Origin of the sequence: Bacillus cereus (assembly GCF_002577405.1) — a bacterium.
GTDB classification, from domain to species: domain Bacteria; phylum Bacillota; class Bacilli; order Bacillales; family Bacillaceae_G; genus Bacillus_A; species Bacillus_A cereus_AU.
Window position 1 is genome coordinate 459,638 of record NZ_NULR01000001.1, and the last position, 18,720, is coordinate 478,357.

The window sequence follows — 18,720 nt, forward strand, 5'->3', positions numbered from 1 at the left end:
TTCGTTCGATTTTTTCAAAAAGTTTTTTATATAAATTAATATAATAATTCAATGAGTTCATAAGCTTCACTTATAACCATGCATAACAATTATATAATTTTCCAATTCCTAATGAAGATTTAAAATGATTTATATAGTCAAATTTAGGAGGATATATGATGAAATCTATCGTTGTAACGTCGTTCGGTGGTCCTGAAGTGATGAAATATACAGATGTGGATATGCCGACTATTTCAGACAATCAAGTTTTAATTCGTGTTGTTGCTACTAGTGTTAATTTTGCCGATATTAAATCACGTTATGGCAAAAAAGGAAACAAAACCTTACCTTTTATCCCAGGGATAGATGCAGCTGGTATTGTAGAACGCGTAGGTTCTCATGTGAAAAATCTTCATCCTGGCCAGCGTGTCATTGCTTTTCCTCAAAATGGCTCTTACGCTGAATATGTTGCTGCAAATAAAAATCTTACTTTCGTATTACCTGATGAAGTTGATTTCCAAACTGCAGCCGCTTGTCCTATCGTATCTTTTACAAGCTATAATTTACTTGCAAATGTTGCAAGGCTTCAACAAGGTGAATCTGTTCTAATTCATGCAGCTGCTGGAGGAATTGGTACTACCGCGATTCAACTCGCGAAATTATTAGGGGCTAAAAAAGTAATCGGGACTGTCGGAAATAAAGAAAAAAGAAAAATTGCTTTAGATGCTGGAGCTGATTATGTTATTTGTCATCAAGATGAAGATTTTGTAGAGAAAGTCAATGAGCTGACAAACGGAGAAGGAGTTAATATTATTTTAGACTCTATTTCTGGAACTGTTTCGGAAAGAAGTTTAAACTGCCTCGCTTATTACGGTCGCCTCGTTCATTTCGGTAATGCAAACGGCGAAATTGGCAATTTCGCAACGAAAGATTTACACGCAAGCTGCCGTTCTATACTCGGTTTTAGCTTTGGCACTACACGAAAAAAACGACCTGAACTACTCCAAGCAACTGCAAATGAAGTTTTCCGTTATTTACGCGATGGAAGTTTGCAAATTAAAGCTACGAAATCTTTTCCTTTGCAAGATGCAGGGAAAGCACATGAATGGGTCGAAAGTAGACAAAGTACAGGGAAAGTCATACTAAACGTTCAGTCAGCTCCCTAAAATGAATACATGAAATAGAGGTGTTATTCATGGGATCACGAATTATGCATGTTATTATTGCTAACGGGATTGCTGAGAATTTATCTATTCAAGATAAAACTTCTTTCTTACTTGGAGGTGTAGCTCCTGATGCTGTTCATTCAAAAGGAGAAAAAGGAACTTCACATTTTTACGCCGGTACAACGAAGAACTATACGAGAAGAATAGATTATGATTCATTTATTCATAAATACGAAGATTATATAGATTCTCCTTATATTTTAGGGTATTATACCCACCTCATTGCCGATGATAATTGGCTAAGCGGATTTTTTCTACCTTGGCTTAAAAACAGAATTGAAAACGACGAAACTATCGCACCTATGTACTATAACGATTTTAAATTGTTAAATGCAAAGTTGCTTCATCATTATGATAAAGAACAACAGCTCTTCTCTCTTCTCAATCAAGAGGCTCATATTGTGGATATCGAAGAGGTTTCTAAAGAAAACGTATTAGCTTTTCGAAAGTATCTTTTTGAAGATATGTTGTATCCAGAGCAACATTTGCATGAGGATTTACAGGTGCTTACGTTTGATCAAATTGTTGGCTATATTGAAACTGCTATTGAAAAAGGGGCATTTTTTATTAATCAACTCTCTAATGAAAAATCCACTTCAAACATTTAATCCCCCTCATTATATATGAGGGGGATTTTTACATAACTATATAATTATTTATTTTTTTCCATTACTGCAAAGTAATTCCCTTCACTATCAGCAAAGTTAAACACTTTACCGGAAGGCATAGTTACCATCTCACCAACTGTAACGTTTTTATTTTTTAATTCTGTATATAGTTGATCAAGATTTTCTGAGAAGAACATTAAAGATGGTGTACCAAGATTTAATTCTGGGCTCATTTTCGAAATAACTTCTTTATTATGTAGTATTATGCTCGTTTCTGCACCGTTAGTCGGAGCGATTTCAATCCATCTCATCCCTTGCTTGTTATCTTCTTCTGCTACTACATGAAACCCTACCTTTTCCGTCCAAAAATCCACTGCCTCATCTTGGTTATTTACATATAACATAATTTGTCCGACTTTATGAATCATTTGTTTTCCCCCTAATGGTTTTTATATTCTATGTAGTTTTCTACAGGTACTATTATTATTCCTTTTTCATTTATATGTACTTATTCACACAATTTATCAAATTACGCGTTCAATACTGTACCAACAAATAACAAAGACGTAACTACAAATAGTTACGTCTTTACAATTATTTATCTAGGCTTTTTCTTCCCAGTAAATGCTGGTTTCTTTTTCTTCGGTGCTTTCGGTTTCGTTTCTACAAATGATCCGTTGAACATTTCTTGCTTCGTAAACACGATACCTAGTTTTTTCGCAAATTGCAGTAATTTACGTTCTTCTTGTTCTGTTACAAGAGAAACTACTGTTCCTTCTTTCCCCATACGTCCAGTACGTCCTGAGCGGTGAATGTATTGGTCTACAGTATCTGGTAATTCTAAGTGAATTACATGTGTTAAATCATCGATATCTATTCCACGTGCTGCAATATCAGTAGCAAGTAGTATTTCTAATTTTCCGCCGCGGAATGCACGCATCGTTGCTTCACGCTCTTGCTTACTTGCCTCTGCATGAAGAGCTGCTGCTTTCATTTTACGGAATTTCAATTTCTGAGTAATTTCATCTAAACGGAATGGATCATTTAAGAAAGCAACTGCTTTTACATCGCCCATATGCATAATTCTTCTTACGTAATCATTTTTTTCGCGTCGCTCACAAATGATATACGTATGCTCAACTAAGCTTTTTGATTCCGCACGTGTTACACGTACTAATTGTGGTTCAACTGCTAAATCACGTGCAGCATCTTCTGCTGCTTTTGTCATTGTCGCCGAGAAGAATACTAATTGACGATCACGCATTGTTGATTTAATTACATCCTGTACAGCACCCATCATCTTTTGTTTCACAATTTGATCAAACTCATCAAATACAATTGTTTTCACTTCATGCATTTTTAGCTTTTTCATACGAATTAATTCTAAAATACGTCCTGGTGAACCGACAATTACTCTCGGGTGTTTCTTTAATTTTTCAACTTGGCGCTTAATATCTGCACCACCAATTAAAGATGCCCCTGAAATTTCAGTTCCTGCTGTAAACTTTTGAACCTCTTCATGAATTTGCATTACAAGTTCACGTGTTGGCGCTAAAATTACAACTTGTGGCTGTTTTACTTCAGGATTAATTTTATGTAAAAGGGGTAATAAGTACGCTAATGTTTTTCCTGTTCCAGTTGGAGATTCAGCTATAACGTCTTGTCCTTCTAAAATAGTTGGAATCGCTTGTTTTTGAATTTCAGTTAATTCTTTAAAACCAGCCTTCTCCCAAGCTTGTTGTAAAAATGGTTGCATATCTTTTATCATTTGTTTTTCTCCTTTATCTCTATTTTTGAAGAAAATGTTGTATTGTTCGCACCGTTTCTATCATGTGTGAAATAACAGCTATTAAATCATCAACATGGTCTTCTGTAATTGCTTTTTGAAATAGAACCTCTACCTTATTATGATATGAAATCGCTTGCTTATTATATTCGTATGAAATTTTCTGCGTAATCATTCGCTCTTTTCCCCATATAGAATGCAATAAAGTTTCAATTTCTTCGCATCCTATCTCTGGTTGTTCCATTTCGAACGAGAATTCCAGCTTCATTTCACACCCTGGTATAAACTGAGGTACTTCTAATATTTCACCTGATAAATTCTTTGCATCAACAGATAGTGAAAACGTCGCCTCTACCATCGTTTTAAATGTTTCTGTTAGTTGAAATGAAATACTATACATACGACTTAATGAAGCAAGGTCCATCACATCTTTTCGATCTGTTACGAGAATATCACCGTGTAAATCGAAATCATAGACAGCTCCTTCCACAATTACCTTTAAATTTTCAAAAGCAGTTGGATCAAACATAATTTCCTCCAAAAAACAGGCGCCTTTCGATGGAAAGGCGCCACTTGATGTATATATAGTTTACAGATAAACGTGATGAATTACAACCTTTTAGAATAAACCTACTGCTTTTCCATCTTCATTTACATCCATTTGCAGTGCTGCTGGTTGTTTCGGAAGACCTGGCATTGTTAACATTGTTCCTGTTAACGCAACGATAAACCCTGCACCGATAGATGGTTTTAATTCACGAATTGTAACGATAAAGTCAGATGGGCGACCTAATTTTGTTGCATCATCAGAAAGAGAGTATTGTGTTTTCGCCATACAAATTGGTAGGTTACTCCAACCTTCTCCTTCATATTGAGCTAATTGCTTACGTGCTTTCGGAGCAAATTCAATATCTTTTGCACCGTACACTTTTTGAGCAATTGTACGAATTTTTTCTTCTAATGGTAATTCTAATTCATAAAGTGGTGCGTAGTTGTTCTCACCTTTTTCGATTTCTTTTAATACTTTTTCAGCAAGGTCTACACCACCTTGGCCACCTTTCTCCCAAACTTCTGTTAAGGATACTGCATAGCCACGCTCATTGCACCATTCTTGTAAGTATGTAACTTCTGCATCTGTATCTGTAATAAATTTATTAATTGCAATTACGAAAGGAACACCGAAGCTTTGAATTGTTTCAACATGCTTCTGTAAGTTCTCCATACCTTTTGCTAATGCGTCTACATTTTCTTCTTTTAATTGATCTTTTGCTACGCCGCCATGCATTTTAAGCGCACGAATAGTCGCAACAATAACAACTGCTTCTGGCTTAATTCCAGCTGCACGAGCTTTAATATCTAAAAACTTCTCTGCACCTAAATCTGCGCCGAATCCAGCTTCTGTAATAACATAATCACCTAATTTTGCTGCCATTGTTGTAGCGATAACACTGTTACAACCGTGAGCGATGTTCGCAAATGGTCCGCCATGAATGATAGCTGGTGTATTTTCTAAAGTTTGTACTAAGTTCGGTTTTAATGCGTCTTTTAATAGTAATGTTAACGCACCTTCTACACCTAAATCTTTAACCGTTACAGGTTGATTTGCAAAGTTATAAGCAACTACAATGCGAGATAAACGTGCTTTTAAATCTTGAATATCTGTTGCAAGGCAGAATACGGCCATAATTTCAGATGCTACAGTAATATCAAAACCGTCTTCACGTGGTACACCTTGAACTGGTCCACCAAGACCAATTACTACGTTACGAAGGGCACGATCATTTAAGTCAACACAGCGTTTCCAAACGATTTTACGCGTATCAATTCCAAGTACGTTTCCTTGTTGGATATGATTATCAATAAACGCCGCTAATGCGTTGTTGGCAGTTGTAATCGCATGAATATCTCCAGTAAAGTGAAGGTTAATATCTTCCATTGGTACGACTTGTGAAAAACCGCCACCTGCTGCTCCGCCTTTTAGTCCCATCGTTGGTCCAAGAGATGGTTCGCGAAGTGCAATTACTGTTTTCTTACCAATTTTATTAAAAGCTTGACCTAAACCAACTGTTACTGTTGATTTACCTTCTCCAGCTGGAGTTGGGTTAATTGCTGTTACTAAAACAACTTTACCGTCTTTCTCATCTTGTAAACGCTTAAAAATATCAAGAGATAACTTACCTTTATAATGCCCGTATGGCTCTAATTCATCTTCTAAAATATTTAAATCAGCTGCAATTTCTTGAATCTTTTTCATACTTGCTTCTTGTGCGATTTCAATATCAGATTTAACTGTTGTAGTAGTTGTCATATACCCTAGTCCCCCTTTAATTGGTTCTGATGATATTGTATCAGTTTTTTGTATTTTCTGCACTTATTTACCTCCTAAAAATTCTTTCTTTTCTTTATACGTTTTTTAACATAAATACCCATAAGAATGTTAATGATTGTTGTAACTCTGTAGGTAGTTGACCTAACATCTTCTCATTTACTCCGCGCTTATACACACCGATGCCATCTACAACTTCAAAACCTTGTTCTTTCGCTAACTGTTCAAATTCCCAAGGCATCATCGTATTACAAACAACGTCTTTGCCGTATAAACGGGGATAACTGTTCTCACGAGGCTTTGCTGTCGGTCCTAAAATCGCAATACATGCATGACCATCTTTCTTTAAAACACGCTTTATTTCATTTAATGCTAATAATGGATTCTCGGTCCATTCTAATGAATTAATTGCCATAATCGCTTCAAATTGTTCATTTTCAAAAGGTAAGGAAGAAAGATCCCCCTTCACAAAAGATAAATTTGGCCCTTCTCCGCGTTCTTTACCTTTTTGAATCATAACTTCCGATAAATCTACTCCAACTGCTTTATAGTTCGCGCGACTTAATTTATATGTACCGTATCCATCACCACAACCAACATCGAGCACTTGAGCTTCTTGCTCCACGTACTGCTCAAAAAATGGAATAATTGTACTTCTGCTACCACTGTCCCACATCTCTTGACTATTTTGATTCCAAAATTCTGCACTACTATCCCATTTCTTCTCTGCTGATTCGTGCCAATTAAATTTCGTCATACATTCCCCTACCTTCACGTATTATCATTCATTTCATTCTACATCATTTTCCAAAATTCCTGTTTATCTTCATAAGGAGATGTACAAGCTAGCGATGGAATCTTTATTCTCCAATTTTTTCTTTACTTGGGTTTAACTCATACTCATGTTCTTTTCTTTATGAAAGATACTATAGGTACACCCAATTGAAAGAGAGGGATGTACATGCGAAGAAAGAGAAATCATCATTTTAAAAGTGGTGAAAAAAACGAAGAGTATGCAGCTGAAATATCACCAGCTGGCATTCCAATTAGACATAAGCGTAAAGAAATTGCAAATGAAATAGAAGGTACAAATACCGGTGCAATGGTTGGCTATGTCGCTTTATTTCTTTCGTTATTCTCCATCGCTTTTTATCCTGTTACACTCGGCTCACTTGCGATTTTAATTGGCTTATTAGCTGTCAATTTCGGAGCGAGAACACTCGGGTATACAGCAATTGGCTTTGGTAGTTTTTCTGTTTTATTTACTTTACTTTATCCGCTTGCTTTGTCAGCGTTTTAAAAAAAACACACCAAGTTATACTTGGTGTGTTCATTCATGATACAACATAATATGACCGCATCCACAACAATGCTTCGCTGTAATTTCTTGAAAGACTGGGTAATTTTCTTCATCCCGATGCTCAATAAACACTTTTTCAAATCGATACATGTTAGGTGCATATGCCCAATCTTGTTTCGTACGTGCATATAACGTTGAGGAGAAAAACTCTTCTCCACCACAAACAATACATTCTTTTTTCATCTATATCCCTCCTATGTTTGTCTTACTCCATCTATATGAACATAAGCATAAAAAAAAGACCTTCTATTACTAGAAAGTCTTCTCTGAAACAAAAAGAAATGTACCAAACATTCCTACTCCGCTATATTCTTTCGTAACACCAGCTTCTGTTTTAAATGTTTGCTTTACAGTCATAAAGAAAACACCATTTCGTGTATCAATACCTTCAAACTGTAATTTCTCTTTTTTTCCATCTACATTTTGTGTGCATTCAAAGCTACTCTCATCACATTTCAATGCATACTTATCTTCTAGATACAATTTAAAATCTGATTCTTTCGGACAAGTAATAAGTAATATTGCCACGAGAATAATACTTACAATACCCACAATTGTATAATATTTCTTCATTTGTTCTCCTTTCAAATGACAAGAAAACTTGACTTCATGCGCCAAGTTTTCTTAGTCCACAACCCATTGCCACTCTTGTTCTTTCTTGTCAAAAATGAGCCAACCTGTCTCTGTTGCTTCTTCTTTCAATTCATCAATATTATCTAGTACCTCATCCGTACTTTCATACGAACCAACCACATATACCGGAATTTCAAGACCTCTTCTTGACTCAATTTTCCCTGCTAGATCAATATAAAGACCATCTTCCATTAATGGAAGAAGCCCCATAATCACTTCTTTCGAAATTGCTGGGAAAATTTTCGATTTTTGGAAGAGAGCAAAACGTTTCTTACCGAAAGCACCGAGTTTATAAGGAATGACTTTACTTAACATTCCTACAAAGTCAGCAATTCTACGATAATACACTTTGTTGTACCACCCGTCATCATGTGAAAAATAAACAAATCTATTTTTCAATAGCGGAAAGAATGTTCTTGCAAGTGGTTCTTTTTTGTGAGCCAAATATAAAAGCTCTGCAATTTCTTTTGGCTCTAATTCATCTAAATCGCTTGCATCATCAAAATCTACCCAACAAAATTCATCAAATTCATCAATCTCTGCTTGAATTAACTTATGTATATTTTCTTCCTCAACATATTCAAATAAAGTATGATAATGAAAATCTGTCCATTCAAAGTTGTGCTTCAAAAGCAACACTTGATGAAGCGGTGAAGGGATGTTACTCGCAAACTCTTTAAACGTAATTCCTGATGTAATAAAACAATGACCCCGACGATTACCATTAATATATATCATATTCTTTACTTGGTCAGATCCTCCAGACAAAGCACCTAGCCACCTTCGTTTTGTATGTTTCAATTCTATAGCATATTTTAACATGAAAAATTTTAGAAACATAGAAAAAACTTCAAAAACTATTTACAATTTCATGTGTTTTATTACATACTGATTACAAGAAAAAACACCTGCTCATAAGCAGGTGTTTTTAAAGGATTTCATCTGGGTTTTGAGGGTGATGATTTCCCTCTTTCTTTTCATCTTTTTGGAACATCGATTGAATTTTATCAATTGTTTTTGGAGCTAATTCAATCATTTTTTCTGCTAAATGTGTCGCATTTTGTAAATGAAGAATATTTACTCCATCTTTATTCACCACAAGAAATGCTACTGGTGTAATAGAAACACCACCCGCGCTACCGCCACCAAATGCAGGGTTACCGTTCGCTCTTTGTCCATCATTCGTTTGGAAATCAGAACCTCCTGCTCCAAAACCGAACGCTACTTTAGAAACCGTTAACACCACACCACCGTCAGCCGTTTGAACAGGCTCTCCAACAATCGTATTTACATCAACCATTTCTTTTAAATTTTCCATTGCTGCTTTCATTAACCCTTGAATTGGATGATCCACCGTTCATAACCTCCTTTGTCATATCTTTCCTAGTTTTTCCGAAAGTTTGTGAACTAAACATAAAATTTTATATTGATTTCAAAAATATTTTTTATAATCTTCACAGAAACAAAAAACACCCTTTGAATTGTAAGGATGTCTCTAACAATTCAAAGGGCACTTCAAATTTGATATTTTTTATTTTTCCATGCATGATAATTGAGTAAATAAAAATTCATTACATAATTAGATTAGATCGGAAGTGTCTATTTGATAGTATATACTGTACAACCACTTCATATTTATAAAAAAATGCAAGAAGAAGGTTTTTATCAGGGAAATGAGAAATATGTTTGGCCTCATTTCAAATCTCCCTATGCATGGATGATGGAACAAATGAAAGAGAGGATTCCTAATTATGATGGCCAAACTTACCCTGTATGGGTTTGGAATAAAAGACCTGATCAAAACCGTCCAGCACTTTTATCTAAAGGTCAAAAAGGCGTTATTCTTACATTAGACATAGCAGATGAAGACATTCTTTGGTCTTGTTTTAATACTTGGCACTCTGTTTTAAATAATTGTCCCATAACTAAAACGGAGGAAGAATGGGATCAATTCGCAACAGAAGGCTTCCCAAAAGATAAAATGATTGCTACCTGGTCCAAAATTTTTGACTTTGATTGGTTACAAAGCCTAGATAAGGATTGGATAGAATTTGATCCAGATTGGGTACAAGGTGTAACACCTCGTATAGAAATGAAACATATAATTAAAGCTAAACGATTCATTGCTAAATAAAGTAGAGAGCTATGGCTTTATACTTTTAATATTTCATTTGTATCTTCTTGATTTGCCTTAATTATCAATTTTCACAACTCCCCGGCATTAATATCGCTTGTTCAAGTTCCCCCGACTCAATCACAATTGCCATCAATCCCTTTTCCGTACTCGTTTCATGAAATTCGCCCTTCTCCCAAAACACAGCTTGTCCTGCTTCTACCTTCACTTTTTCTTTATCTGCTCCGCATACATACCCTTCACCGTCCACAATAAGAAGCAGCTGTGATACAACTGCTTCATGATATCCAATTATTCCATTCTCTTGTAAATGCATAGCACCGATATGTACATTTCCTTGATGGTTTAGTATTTTCGACATGATGAAATTAGATTGAAATGCTGATATGTGCTTTCCTACTTTTTCACTAAAATCAAAAATCTTCACTTCTAGTCCTCCTTATATGTATAAAACCATCCTTATCGTCTGCATTAAATGTCCTTCGAAGTCTTCTTCAAATTGCTCTAATTCGGCAAAGCCTTTTGCTTCATAAAAGCGTTTTCCTTTTTCATTTGCTGCTTCTACATGTATGTACAGTTTCCGAATCCCTTTTAATGCCTTAATCCCTCTTTGTAATAAAGCACTTCCTATCCCTTTCCCTTGCTGATCTGGTAACAAATAAATCGCACCTAATTCCGCTTCGTTTTGCAGTCTAACAGGTGAGAAATTTGCAAAGCCAATCACTTCTCCCTCTTCTTCTGCAACGAATAAATGTGTATTTTCAAGACGATATTTCATTTTTTCATCAGAATAGGCCTCGTCTAAAAAACTATCCTGAATCTCTCTCGGAATAATGTTTTCGTATGTATCATGCCAAGCTATTTTCGCTACGGATTGTACGGCATGAATATCTTCTTGCTTCATTTCTCTAATTACATATGTCATCTCGATGTCTCCATTCTCTTTAAATTATATTCTACTAATATACTAGAAGAAATGGCAGAACCATTTTCATAATTTACCTTAATTAATTTTAACTTTTCAATAACAGCGTACACGCTTCCTCACCCCTTAGTTATACATATCGATTCCCATTCTTCACGAATCATTCCCATTCGAATAGAATCATAGTACGTTCCGTTGTAATATCGGCATTTTCGCATTCTACCTTCTAAGCTCATTCCTATTTTCTCCGCTACTTTCATCATTCTTTCATTGCCAGACCAAGTTGTGAGCCCTACTCTACCAATCTCCATATTTTCAAATAGCAAATCTCTATATAGTGTTAATGCTTCTGTACCATACCCACCATTCCAGTAAGTTGGATCATAAATAACAATTCCCATCTCTAACCAACGCGTCGGTTTATGTTCCCAATAAAATCCAACTGTTCCTATAATTTGACCGTTATTTTCTATAATTAAATTTGACAGCGGTTCTTCTTTTAAACGAGTTTGCATCTTTTCTTTATAGGACGAGTATCCTTGCATTGAGAACGAGAAATACGGTGCATCCCATTTTTTCCACTCTGGATTTTCTTCTTTAAATACTAGATTCCATAACGGTTTTATATCTGATTCTTCTATTGTACGAATTGTAACTTTGTTCCCCTTTAATATAACGTTTTGCATAATTTCCTCCTACATTCCTCTTTATTTCATATACAATTATAATATTTTTTCAGAAAAATCAAAACATAAACCTTCAATCATTTAATAATACTATTAATACCTGAAATTACAGATGTCGCTGCGAAATTTCGTACATACTTTTATTTAACTAAAAAACTAAAGAAAAACGAAATTTCCGCAGATGAACTATATATCGACTTAGAAGAAATACACTTTCAGCACCTACAGCATAAAAAATAGGAGGATAAATCACCTCCTATTTTCAGCTATATATTTTTAATTTCTTTTCATTTTTTTCAAGAAGGATAGCTTTTTCTATCCAGCCTTCTACACCATCTTTTTTTATTAAATCATACCCCGTGCAGCTACCATCAATTAACGAAACTGTATCCCCTTTTCTAATATTAATTTGCGCACAAGAAATATCCGTTTTCACTGTATACTCACCTGATTCAAGTTGCTTAATATACTCGTTTTTTACATGAAGTAGTTCATTTGTTCCTATTTGTTTACATACAGTAAAATCTTTCATTCTCTCCACAGGCTCTATGTAATAATGCGGATATGTTACTCCACCTTTCATTACTGAATTCGCAGTAAAATCGGCCAATACCTCATACTGCGGAAAATGATCTACATATGCACTGGAAAATGTATCATTTAAAATCTCTCGATGAATAATAAATGCATTTAATTGCCCGGCCTCTTTAATCGCATTACCACCATCAATCGCGATAATTTTTTTATTCTTATCAATAACTGGATTATTAGACGGCGCCTCCTCTGAATAGTTCACAACAGGCCAATGTCCAACAACTACATACTGATCCGCTCTGTGTGACCGATTAAAAAACTCTGGCATTGCAATTGCATTTTTTCGGTCAGTGTTCTTCCAATCCTCTCTATCTTCAAGCCCTGCATGTACAAAGATATAATCCTCTGTTTCAATAGCAGTTGGCAACTCTGTTAGCCACTTTATTTCTTTTGAAAAATGGCTCATCAATAGGTTTTTCACTTCACGAATATTACTTTTTTCATTAACAGTAACGTTCAATTGCCCTAGCCATTCATTAAAAATTGTATTTTTCCGCGTACATAAATAATTTATTAGCGCAGGATTTTCATTTACAAGTGCTTCAATTACCACTTCACAATTCCCTTCAACAACATAAACATTTGACTTGCTAACTACAAGGTCCATCACATAGTTTACGACGCCAATGCTATCGTTCCCCTTCTCACATAGGTCGCCATTTATAATTAAATAATCATCATCTTTAAAATTAACTTTATGTAATAATTCCTTTAAAAGATTTAATTCGCCATGAATATCAGATATTACGATAACTCTTACACCTTTTGAGATTAATAGTTTCTGAATTTTTTCCAAATATAAACTCCCCTAACCTTCTTTTAATTCAATATTATCTTCTCAATTATAAAGAAACTATTCGACAAAATAAGCAATTAACCCTCTTCATCTTATACTTCTAAATAAAAGTAGGTTCTATATGTTATCTCACATAGAACCTACTTAGTATTATAGCTCTTTATAAAAAGAATAGCTTACCTTATCATAGCCTTCTCTTTCATAAAAACGATGTGCATCAACTCTTCGAAACGCTGATGTAAGAACGATAGAACTGCACCCTTTTTCTCCCCCCCATTTTTCTACATATGACAGCAGAACTTTACCATATCCTTTTGATCTATGAGCTTTCGCAGTTACAAGATCATATACGAAAACATGTTTCTCATTATAGAAATTCGTACAAATCGCTACACCAGCGAGACTAACAACTTCGCCATCTTCATTCTGTAACGAGAGTAGTTTATACTTTTCTTCTTTCATTTTTTGAAATAAAGAACTTGCTTCTTCTCTTGAAAGTTTCGTTCTTAATTGCTGTAATACGGGGAATACATCATGTAAATCAGCTTCTGTTACTACTTCTCTAATATTCATTATGATTCTCTCCTTACTATTTATAAAATTTTCTAAATGTTATATCATCATTATAGGAAGCAACTGCCCCTTACTTAAGTGACAGTTTTATTCTTTTTTATAAGGCCAGTATTTAAAGGAGAATGTGTAAAATGAATTTCACTATTCCATTGCATCCAGAAAGTAAAACACCAATTTACTTACAAATTTACAAATATATAAAGCATGAAATCTCACAGGGAACAATCTCTGTTGGCACACGTCTTCCTTCTCACCGAAATTTGGCATCACAACTGAATATTAGCCGTATTACTGTCGAATCCGCTTATCAACAATTAATTGCTGAAGGATATGCGGAAAGTAAACCAAAGCGGGGTATTTTTGTTGCAGAGGTTGATATTGATATCATACAAAAAAATGAAAACATTGCGTCACACAAAACTAAAAACACGATAGAAGAACTATATGACTATGATTGTAGCCAAGGGCTTATTGATCAAACTGCTTTTCCAATTACAAATTGGAAAAGAGCATTACACGAAACTTTATGCCAATACGAAGATAGATTATTTTCTAAAGAAGATCCTCAAGGCGAGTTTGTTCTTCGAGAACATATTTCAAAATATTTATATCATGCCCGCGGGGTACATTCTTCACCTGATCAAATTATTATTGGAGCCGGTACGCAACCTCTTCTTTGGTTACTACTTCAACTGCTTGGTTCAAAAAAAGAATACGGAATCGAAAACCCTGGATTTCATCGTATAACTGCCATGATTCAAAGTTCTGGTCTTCCGGTTCACCCTATTTCATTAGACGATAAAGGGATTCGTATTTTAGCTTTACGTGAATCACGTTCCAATGTAGCATACGTCACTCCATCACACCAATTTCCTCTTGGAATGATTATGCCATTATCTAGAAGGCTCGAATTATTAAGGTGGGCCAATGATTACAAAGGATATATTATTGAAGATGACTACGACGGGGAGTTTCGTTATGTAGGAAAACCTATTCCTTCTTTACAAGGACTCGATTCAAAAGAACGTGTTATTTATATGGGGACATTCTCGAAATCCTTTTTACCTTCTTTACGAATGGGATATATCGTTTTACCACCTCATCTATTAAAAATCTATAAAGAGCTTGAAGGTAAATTTAAACAAACTGTTTCTACAATACAGCAACTCGCTTTTGCAACCTTTATTCACAATGGTGATTGGGAGCGTCATTTAAACCGTAGTCGTACGTTATATAAAAGAAAGCATACATTACTAGTTAAATCTATCAAAAATGAAATGGAATCTCGCGTACAAATACTTGGCGAACAGTCCGGACTTCATATCGTACTTCATGTTCATAATGGGATGAACGAGCAAGAACTTATTCATGCAGCTGCAACAGAACGTATCAAATTATATCCTCTTTCAATATACGATTCTATTCATAATTTAACCGATTCATCATATGTATTGCTCGGTTTCGGCAGCATTCCAGAAGATCGTATTGAAACTGTCGTTAAATTACTGAAAAAAGCCTGGTTCCCTAACTAAAAATAACTCCACGCAAGTAATACTGACGTGGAGTTATTTTACATACTATTTTTCTGATCCTTGCCCTGACCTTGCTGTCCTTCCCGGACGCTTTACACCAGTTGTTTCTGTTGAATAAGAAGCTTCAATTATAGCACTTGGATCTACAGAGAGAACGAGATCTTTCATTTTTGGATAAATGAAACGATTTGTAATACAATAAATGATTCTCTGATGCTCACCTAAAAAACCACCTTCTCCATGTAGATACGTAACAGACAGTTGCAATTCTTTCATAAGCAGTTCGCCAATTTCTTTATTTTTATTCGAAATAATCATGACGCTCTTTCCTTGATTAATACCGTCTAATATGAAATCTATCATTTTCGTAACAATATAGAAAATTGCTAATGAGAACATCGCTTGCTCAATTGAAAATAAAATAGCAACAAATACAAAAATAATTGCATTTACAGCAAGTAAAAACGTACTAATTGGTACTTTAAAATGCTTATTCATCCAAACAGCTAACATTTCTGATCCGTCAATTGCCCCGCCCATTTTCACAACGATTCCAACACCAACACCAAATAGAACTCCTCCGTAAAGTACAATTAATAATTCTGAAGTCGTAATTGCTGGAAATGGTTTTAAATAAATCAATCCGAGTGTTGTAACAACATTTGCATAAGAAGTACGGATGAAGAACTTCTTTCCCATTACTTTTGCAGTAAATAATAAAATAGGAATATTAAGTCCTAGAAATACTCCGTAAAGCGGTAATCCTGCAACTTTATTTGCCATAATAGCAATGGCCGTTACTCCGCCATCCACTAATCCATTAGGCGCTAAAATAAGCTCTAGTGAACCCGCTACAATAATGGACCCAACAGTTAACAATACGTATTCAAATATTTTCTTCATTCATTACCCCCAAAACATATATATTTTCTTAGTATTATCATAACTAATTTTTTTCACAAATACAAAGAAATTGCTTTATATACACACATTTTTCACCTTTTTGGTAATTCTTATGTAGAACCTCAAGCTTTAATACACGATGTATAGAAATCCCATCTATATTTCACCAATTAATTACATTATGTAATATAATTAATTTATCGAATTTACAGAAAAAGAAGCTTATGCCTTCAAAAGAGGGTATGAAACAATTATGCCTATCCCTTATCTTGACGAATGCAGACAACCTTATCGATATTTATACCGTTTATTATCCGTTCAAGGTAGTGTGGCATTAGAAAAGTGGTTAAGTTACCCATCCTATTTTTAAAAACGAATGCGAGGGAGTATGAAATGAATATTGAAAAAAAGAAAGCTTTAACAGCAAACGAAATTCAGCAAATGAAGGATTTAGCTTATATTTGTGGGCAACACGATCAAATTGATTACTCGTCAGATTTACATGAAAACTTTTTAACTACTCGTAATAAAGAAGAAATAAATGATTTTTTATTTTATGATGATACTCAATTAATCGGCGCACTAAGCATGTATGACTTTGAAAGACCAACAAAACTAGAGTTATTAGGGTTCGTTCATCCAAACTATAGAAAACAACAAATAGGCACTACACTTTTACAAACTGCAATGAAAGAAATACAGAAAAGAGAAGTAGATGTAGCCCTTCTTATTATTAATGGCGAATCAACTTCTGGGAAATCCTTTGCGGATTACTTGAAATTACCTTATCAATATAGCGAGTATAGTATGGAGTTCAAATCAAAAAAAATACAAAAAACACCAGAGAATACTATACAGCTTACTCTTGCATCTACAGAATCACTTCCTGATCTTATCGATATCTCTAGTAAAGCTTTCGGCGATTCTGTAGAAAATACAGCTATATGGTTACAAAAGATGTTGAAGTCATCTTCTCATCAAGTATACAGCGCTCTTATCGATAACAATGTGATCGGAACAATTACAGTTACTCACCAAGAACACTTTACTACATTATCAGGATTCGCTGTGCATCCTTTTCATCAAGGAAGAGGTTATGGGAAAGATATCCTCACTAATATAGTTCATCGCCTCATTTCAGAAGGTGTTGCAACGATTATACTAGATGTCGAAACAAGAAATAACAATGCTTTAAAGTTATATACACATTGTGGCTTTGAAATTATAATGAAGCATAATTATTATGACTTGTCCAAAAACACCAATAGCCCACTTTTCATTTACGACAAATAAAAAAACTGAATCGATATGATTCAGTTTTTTCTTAATATATTTACAACCGCAGTCGTTTCATTATTTTCTTTATATACACGAGGAATTCTTCTATCTAACATACACGTAACTTCATAGTTAATTGTACCTAACATATCCGCGATTTCTTCAACTGCAATCTCTTCTTCACCTTGTTTACCGTAGAATACAACTTCGTCTCCTACGTGTACTGGCATTGCTTTTGTAACATCTAACATAAGCTGATCCATACAAACGCGGCCAATAACAGGTACTCGAATCCCATTAATTAAAGCATGCCCTTTATTAGATAACTGACGGTTATAACCATCCGCATAACCAATCGGTACAGTCGCAATCCATTCTTCACCAGTTGTTACATACGTATTCCCATAGCTAATACCACGATTTTTCTTCGCATGTTTAACATGAGCTACTTTTGACTTCAAAGACAACGCTGGCTGCAAGGAAGCAACTGTATGATCCACTTCTCTTGAAGGGTACATACCGTAAATTCCAATACCGACACGAACCATATTTTGAAATGTGTTACTAAGTTCCATTGATCCCGCACTGTTTGAACTATGAATATACGGAAAATGGATTCCTAATTCTTCCGCTGTATGTACAGCTTTTTCAAACAAACTTGTTTGCATATTCGTATAAGTTTTATCTATTTCATCAGCGGTAGAGTAATGTGTAAATATCCCTACTTCTTCTACATACTCCATGCGGTTTAATTCTTCTAAAAATGGTTTAACCTCTTCTTCTTGTAAACCGATACGACTCATTCCTGTATCAATTTTCACTTGAATTTGTGCTTTCTTTTGAAGACGGTTTGCAATTTCATTTATACCATGTAAATCTTCTACTCTATAAACAGTCATCATAACGTCATATTGAATTACATCTTCTACAGCCGCTACTGGTGTATATCCTAAAATTAAAATCGGCACAGTAATTCCAGCCTCTCTTAATTCTATTGCTTCGTCTACAAATGCAACTGCAAGTTGATTTATTCCTGCTTCAATAGCTGATTTCGCAACTTCAACTGCCCCATGACCATACCCATTCGCTTTTACAGCAGCCATCATCGCAATATTTTCATCATTCACATGTTTTTTAAATTCATTTACATTATGTTTTACAGCATTTAAGTCAACTTCTACAATTGTATCTCTTCCATATTTCAAACTCATTGGTCTAACTCCTAACTCAATAATTGCATTCCATTCTATTTCACGTTTCATATGACCTTTTACAATATAATACTTTTCATTATGCTAGTCAAACTACTAGAATTTTCGGAATTTTTAGTATGATATAATACCCTCAAGAAACTATTATATATGGAGATGAGGAGAATTAC

At 34.7% G+C, this 18,720-nt stretch carries 22 protein-coding genes and 2 pseudogenes; 7 read left to right on the forward strand and 17 right to left on the reverse strand.

The window, feature by feature from the left end:
* The first annotated feature begins 158 nt into the window (after positions 1–158).
* Together COC96_RS02400 and COC96_RS02405 are read left to right on the forward strand one after the other, a co-directional pair.
* Entirely contained in the window at positions 159–1,145 is a 987-nt protein-coding gene (locus tag COC96_RS02400) for a quinone oxidoreductase family protein (RefSeq protein ID WP_098768235.1), read from the forward strand.
* A 29-nt stretch (positions 1,146–1,174) separates the two neighbouring features.
* Positions 1,175–1,813, forward strand: a complete 639-nt coding sequence (locus COC96_RS02405) for a zinc dependent phospholipase C family protein (RefSeq protein ID WP_098768236.1) — start codon at positions 1,175–1,177, stop codon at positions 1,811–1,813.
* A 44-nt stretch (positions 1,814–1,857) separates the two neighbouring features.
* Here the strand turns inward: COC96_RS02405 and COC96_RS02410 are convergent, their stop codons facing one another.
* From COC96_RS02410 to COC96_RS02430, 5 genes are all read right to left on the reverse strand, one after another.
* The gene (locus tag COC96_RS02410) at positions 1,858–2,241 is read right to left on the reverse strand and encodes a VOC family protein (RefSeq protein ID WP_098768237.1); all 384 of its coding nucleotides are present in this window, start codon (positions 2,239–2,241) and stop codon (positions 1,858–1,860) included.
* 170 nt (positions 2,242–2,411) lie between these two features.
* Complete coding sequence (locus COC96_RS02415; RefSeq protein ID WP_098768238.1) at positions 2,412–3,581, reverse strand: DEAD/DEAH box helicase; 1,170 nt, start codon at positions 3,579–3,581, stop codon at positions 2,412–2,414.
* A gap of 19 nt (positions 3,582–3,600) precedes the next feature.
* The gene (locus COC96_RS02420) at positions 3,601–4,128 is read right to left on the reverse strand and encodes a hypothetical protein (RefSeq protein WP_141536034.1); all 528 of its coding nucleotides are present in this window, start codon (positions 4,126–4,128) and stop codon (positions 3,601–3,603) included.
* A 90-nt stretch (positions 4,129–4,218) separates the two neighbouring features.
* Complete coding sequence (locus COC96_RS02425; RefSeq protein ID WP_098267781.1) at positions 4,219–5,907, reverse strand: formate--tetrahydrofolate ligase; 1,689 nt, start codon at positions 5,905–5,907, stop codon at positions 4,219–4,221.
* A gap of 94 nt (positions 5,908–6,001) precedes the next feature.
* The gene (locus tag COC96_RS02430; RefSeq protein WP_098267612.1) at positions 6,002–6,682 is read right to left on the reverse strand and encodes a class I SAM-dependent methyltransferase; all 681 of its coding nucleotides are present in this window, start codon (positions 6,680–6,682) and stop codon (positions 6,002–6,004) included.
* Between the two features lie 204 nt (positions 6,683–6,886).
* On the opposite strand from COC96_RS02430, the gene COC96_RS02435 reads away from it, so the two are divergent.
* On the forward strand, positions 6,887–7,225 hold the full coding sequence (locus COC96_RS02435) for a permease (RefSeq protein WP_097903244.1): 339 nt from the start codon (positions 6,887–6,889) through the stop codon (positions 7,223–7,225).
* A gap of 30 nt (positions 7,226–7,255) precedes the next feature.
* On the opposite strand, the gene COC96_RS02440 is transcribed toward COC96_RS02435, so the two are convergent.
* From COC96_RS02440 to ytfJ, 4 genes are all read right to left on the reverse strand, one after another.
* Entirely contained in the window at positions 7,256–7,468 is a 213-nt protein-coding gene (locus tag COC96_RS02440; protein WP_000711202.1) for a hypothetical protein, read from the reverse strand.
* A gap of 69 nt (positions 7,469–7,537) precedes the next feature.
* Entirely contained in the window at positions 7,538–7,858 is a 321-nt protein-coding gene (locus COC96_RS02445; protein WP_098267613.1) for a hypothetical protein, read from the reverse strand.
* Between the two features lie 51 nt (positions 7,859–7,909).
* Positions 7,910–8,686, reverse strand: coding sequence for an oxalate:formate antiporter (locus COC96_RS02450; RefSeq protein WP_141436294.1), 777 nt, complete (start codon positions 8,684–8,686; stop codon positions 7,910–7,912).
* 160 nt (positions 8,687–8,846) lie between these two features.
* Positions 8,847–9,272, reverse strand: a complete 426-nt coding sequence (ytfJ, locus tag COC96_RS02455; protein WP_098267614.1) for a GerW family sporulation protein — start codon at positions 9,270–9,272, stop codon at positions 8,847–8,849.
* 249 nt (positions 9,273–9,521) lie between these two features.
* Between ytfJ and COC96_RS02460 the strand changes: the two genes are divergently transcribed.
* Entirely contained in the window at positions 9,522–10,052 is a 531-nt protein-coding gene (locus COC96_RS02460; protein WP_098768239.1) for a DUF3841 domain-containing protein, read from the forward strand.
* A 64-nt stretch (positions 10,053–10,116) separates the two neighbouring features.
* On the opposite strand, the gene COC96_RS02465 is transcribed toward COC96_RS02460, so the two are convergent.
* The 6 genes and pseudogenes from COC96_RS02465 to COC96_RS02490 all read right to left on the reverse strand — a co-directional run bounded on the left by COC96_RS02465 (position 10,117) and on the right by COC96_RS02490 (position 13,626).
* Complete coding sequence (locus COC96_RS02465) at positions 10,117–10,479, reverse strand: cupin domain-containing protein (RefSeq protein WP_098267616.1); 363 nt, start codon at positions 10,477–10,479, stop codon at positions 10,117–10,119.
* Positions 10,480–10,491: 12 nt separating this feature from the next.
* Entirely contained in the window at positions 10,492–10,977 is a 486-nt protein-coding gene (locus COC96_RS02470) for a GNAT family N-acetyltransferase (RefSeq protein WP_098267617.1), read from the reverse strand.
* Positions 10,974–11,084 (reverse strand): annotated as a pseudogene (locus tag COC96_RS02475) (2'-5' RNA ligase family protein); the annotation flags it as partial. The pseudogene COC96_RS02475 and the gene COC96_RS02470, both read right to left, overlap by 4 nt.
* A 12-nt stretch (positions 11,085–11,096) precedes the next feature.
* Positions 11,097–11,663 (reverse strand): GNAT family N-acetyltransferase, encoded by a 567-nt coding sequence (locus COC96_RS02480; RefSeq protein ID WP_098267618.1) that lies wholly within the window; start codon positions 11,661–11,663, stop codon positions 11,097–11,099.
* A gap of 262 nt (positions 11,664–11,925) precedes the next feature.
* Complete coding sequence (locus COC96_RS02485; RefSeq protein WP_098768240.1) at positions 11,926–13,053, reverse strand: metallophosphoesterase; 1,128 nt, start codon at positions 13,051–13,053, stop codon at positions 11,926–11,928.
* 150 nt (positions 13,054–13,203) lie between these two features.
* Positions 13,204–13,626: a GNAT family N-acetyltransferase gene (locus tag COC96_RS02490; protein ID WP_098768241.1), complete on the reverse strand. Its 423-nt coding sequence runs from the start codon at positions 13,624–13,626 to the stop codon at positions 13,204–13,206.
* A gap of 131 nt (positions 13,627–13,757) precedes the next feature.
* On the opposite strand from COC96_RS02490, the gene pdxR reads away from it, so the two are divergent.
* Positions 13,758–15,158 carry a MocR-like pyridoxine biosynthesis transcription factor PdxR gene (pdxR, locus tag COC96_RS02495; protein WP_098768242.1) on the forward strand — a complete coding sequence of 467 codons (1,401 nt, stop codon included), beginning with the start codon at positions 13,758–13,760 and terminating at the stop codon, positions 15,156–15,158.
* 45 nt (positions 15,159–15,203) lie between these two features.
* Here pdxR and COC96_RS02500 read toward each other — a convergent pair whose 3' ends face one another.
* Positions 15,204–16,061, reverse strand: coding sequence for a YitT family protein (locus tag COC96_RS02500; protein WP_098267622.1), 858 nt, complete (start codon positions 16,059–16,061; stop codon positions 15,204–15,206).
* A gap of 208 nt (positions 16,062–16,269) precedes the next feature.
* Between COC96_RS02500 and COC96_RS02505 the strand changes: the two are divergent.
* A pseudogene (locus COC96_RS02505) lies at positions 16,270–16,431 on the forward strand (nitrate reductase); the annotation flags it as partial.
* 23 nt (positions 16,432–16,454) lie between these two features.
* Positions 16,455–17,354 (forward strand): GNAT family N-acetyltransferase, encoded by a 900-nt coding sequence (locus COC96_RS02510; protein ID WP_098267623.1) that lies wholly within the window; start codon positions 16,455–16,457, stop codon positions 17,352–17,354.
* Positions 17,355–17,374: 20 nt separating this feature from the next.
* Here the strand turns inward: COC96_RS02510 and alr are convergent, their stop codons facing one another.
* On the reverse strand, positions 17,375–18,550 hold the full coding sequence (gene alr, locus COC96_RS02515; protein ID WP_098267782.1) for an alanine racemase: 1,176 nt from the start codon (positions 18,548–18,550) through the stop codon (positions 17,375–17,377).
* Between the last annotated feature and the right edge of the window lie 170 nt (positions 18,551–18,720).

Bases quoted from the DNA above. Each gene is read 5' to 3' on its own strand.
- pdxR (WP_098768242.1), top strand. From the start codon at position 13,758: ATGAATTTCACTATTCCATTGCATCCAGAAAGTAAAACACCAATTTAC.
- COC96_RS02435 (WP_097903244.1), top strand. From the start codon at position 6,887: ATGCGAAGAAAGAGAAATCATCATTTTAAAAGTGGTGAAAAAAACGAA.
- COC96_RS02430 (WP_098267612.1), bottom strand. From the start codon at position 6,682: ATGACGAAATTTAATTGGCACGAATCAGCAGAGAAGAAATGGGATAGT.
- COC96_RS02420 (WP_141536034.1), bottom strand. From the start codon at position 4,128: ATGTTTGATCCAACTGCTTTTGAAAATTTAAAGGTAATTGTGGAAGGA.
- COC96_RS02445 (WP_098267613.1), bottom strand. From the start codon at position 7,858: ATGAAGAAATATTATACAATTGTGGGTATTGTAAGTATTATTCTCGTG.
- COC96_RS02410 (WP_098768237.1), bottom strand. From the start codon at position 2,241: ATGATTCATAAAGTCGGACAAATTATGTTATATGTAAATAACCAAGAT.
- COC96_RS02510 (WP_098267623.1), top strand. From the start codon at position 16,455: ATGAATATTGAAAAAAAGAAAGCTTTAACAGCAAACGAAATTCAGCAA.
- COC96_RS02415 (WP_098768238.1), bottom strand. From the start codon at position 3,581: ATGATAAAAGATATGCAACCATTTTTACAACAAGCTTGGGAGAAGGCT.
- COC96_RS02425 (WP_098267781.1), bottom strand. From the start codon at position 5,907: ATGACAACTACTACAACAGTTAAATCTGATATTGAAATCGCACAAGAA.
- COC96_RS02500 (WP_098267622.1), bottom strand. From the start codon at position 16,061: ATGAAGAAAATATTTGAATACGTATTGTTAACTGTTGGGTCCATTATT.
- alr (WP_098267782.1), bottom strand. From the start codon at position 18,550: ATGAGTTTGAAATATGGAAGAGATACAATTGTAGAAGTTGACTTAAAT.
- COC96_RS02490 (WP_098768241.1), bottom strand. From the start codon at position 13,626: ATGAATATTAGAGAAGTAGTAACAGAAGCTGATTTACATGATGTATTC.
- COC96_RS02480 (WP_098267618.1), bottom strand. From the start codon at position 11,663: ATGCAAAACGTTATATTAAAGGGGAACAAAGTTACAATTCGTACAATA.
- COC96_RS02405 (WP_098768236.1), top strand. From the start codon at position 1,175: ATGGGATCACGAATTATGCATGTTATTATTGCTAACGGGATTGCTGAG.
- COC96_RS02400 (WP_098768235.1), top strand. From the start codon at position 159: ATGAAATCTATCGTTGTAACGTCGTTCGGTGGTCCTGAAGTGATGAAA.
- COC96_RS02470 (WP_098267617.1), bottom strand. From the start codon at position 10,977: ATGACATATGTAATTAGAGAAATGAAGCAAGAAGATATTCATGCCGTA.
- COC96_RS02440 (WP_000711202.1), bottom strand. From the start codon at position 7,468: ATGAAAAAAGAATGTATTGTTTGTGGTGGAGAAGAGTTTTTCTCCTCA.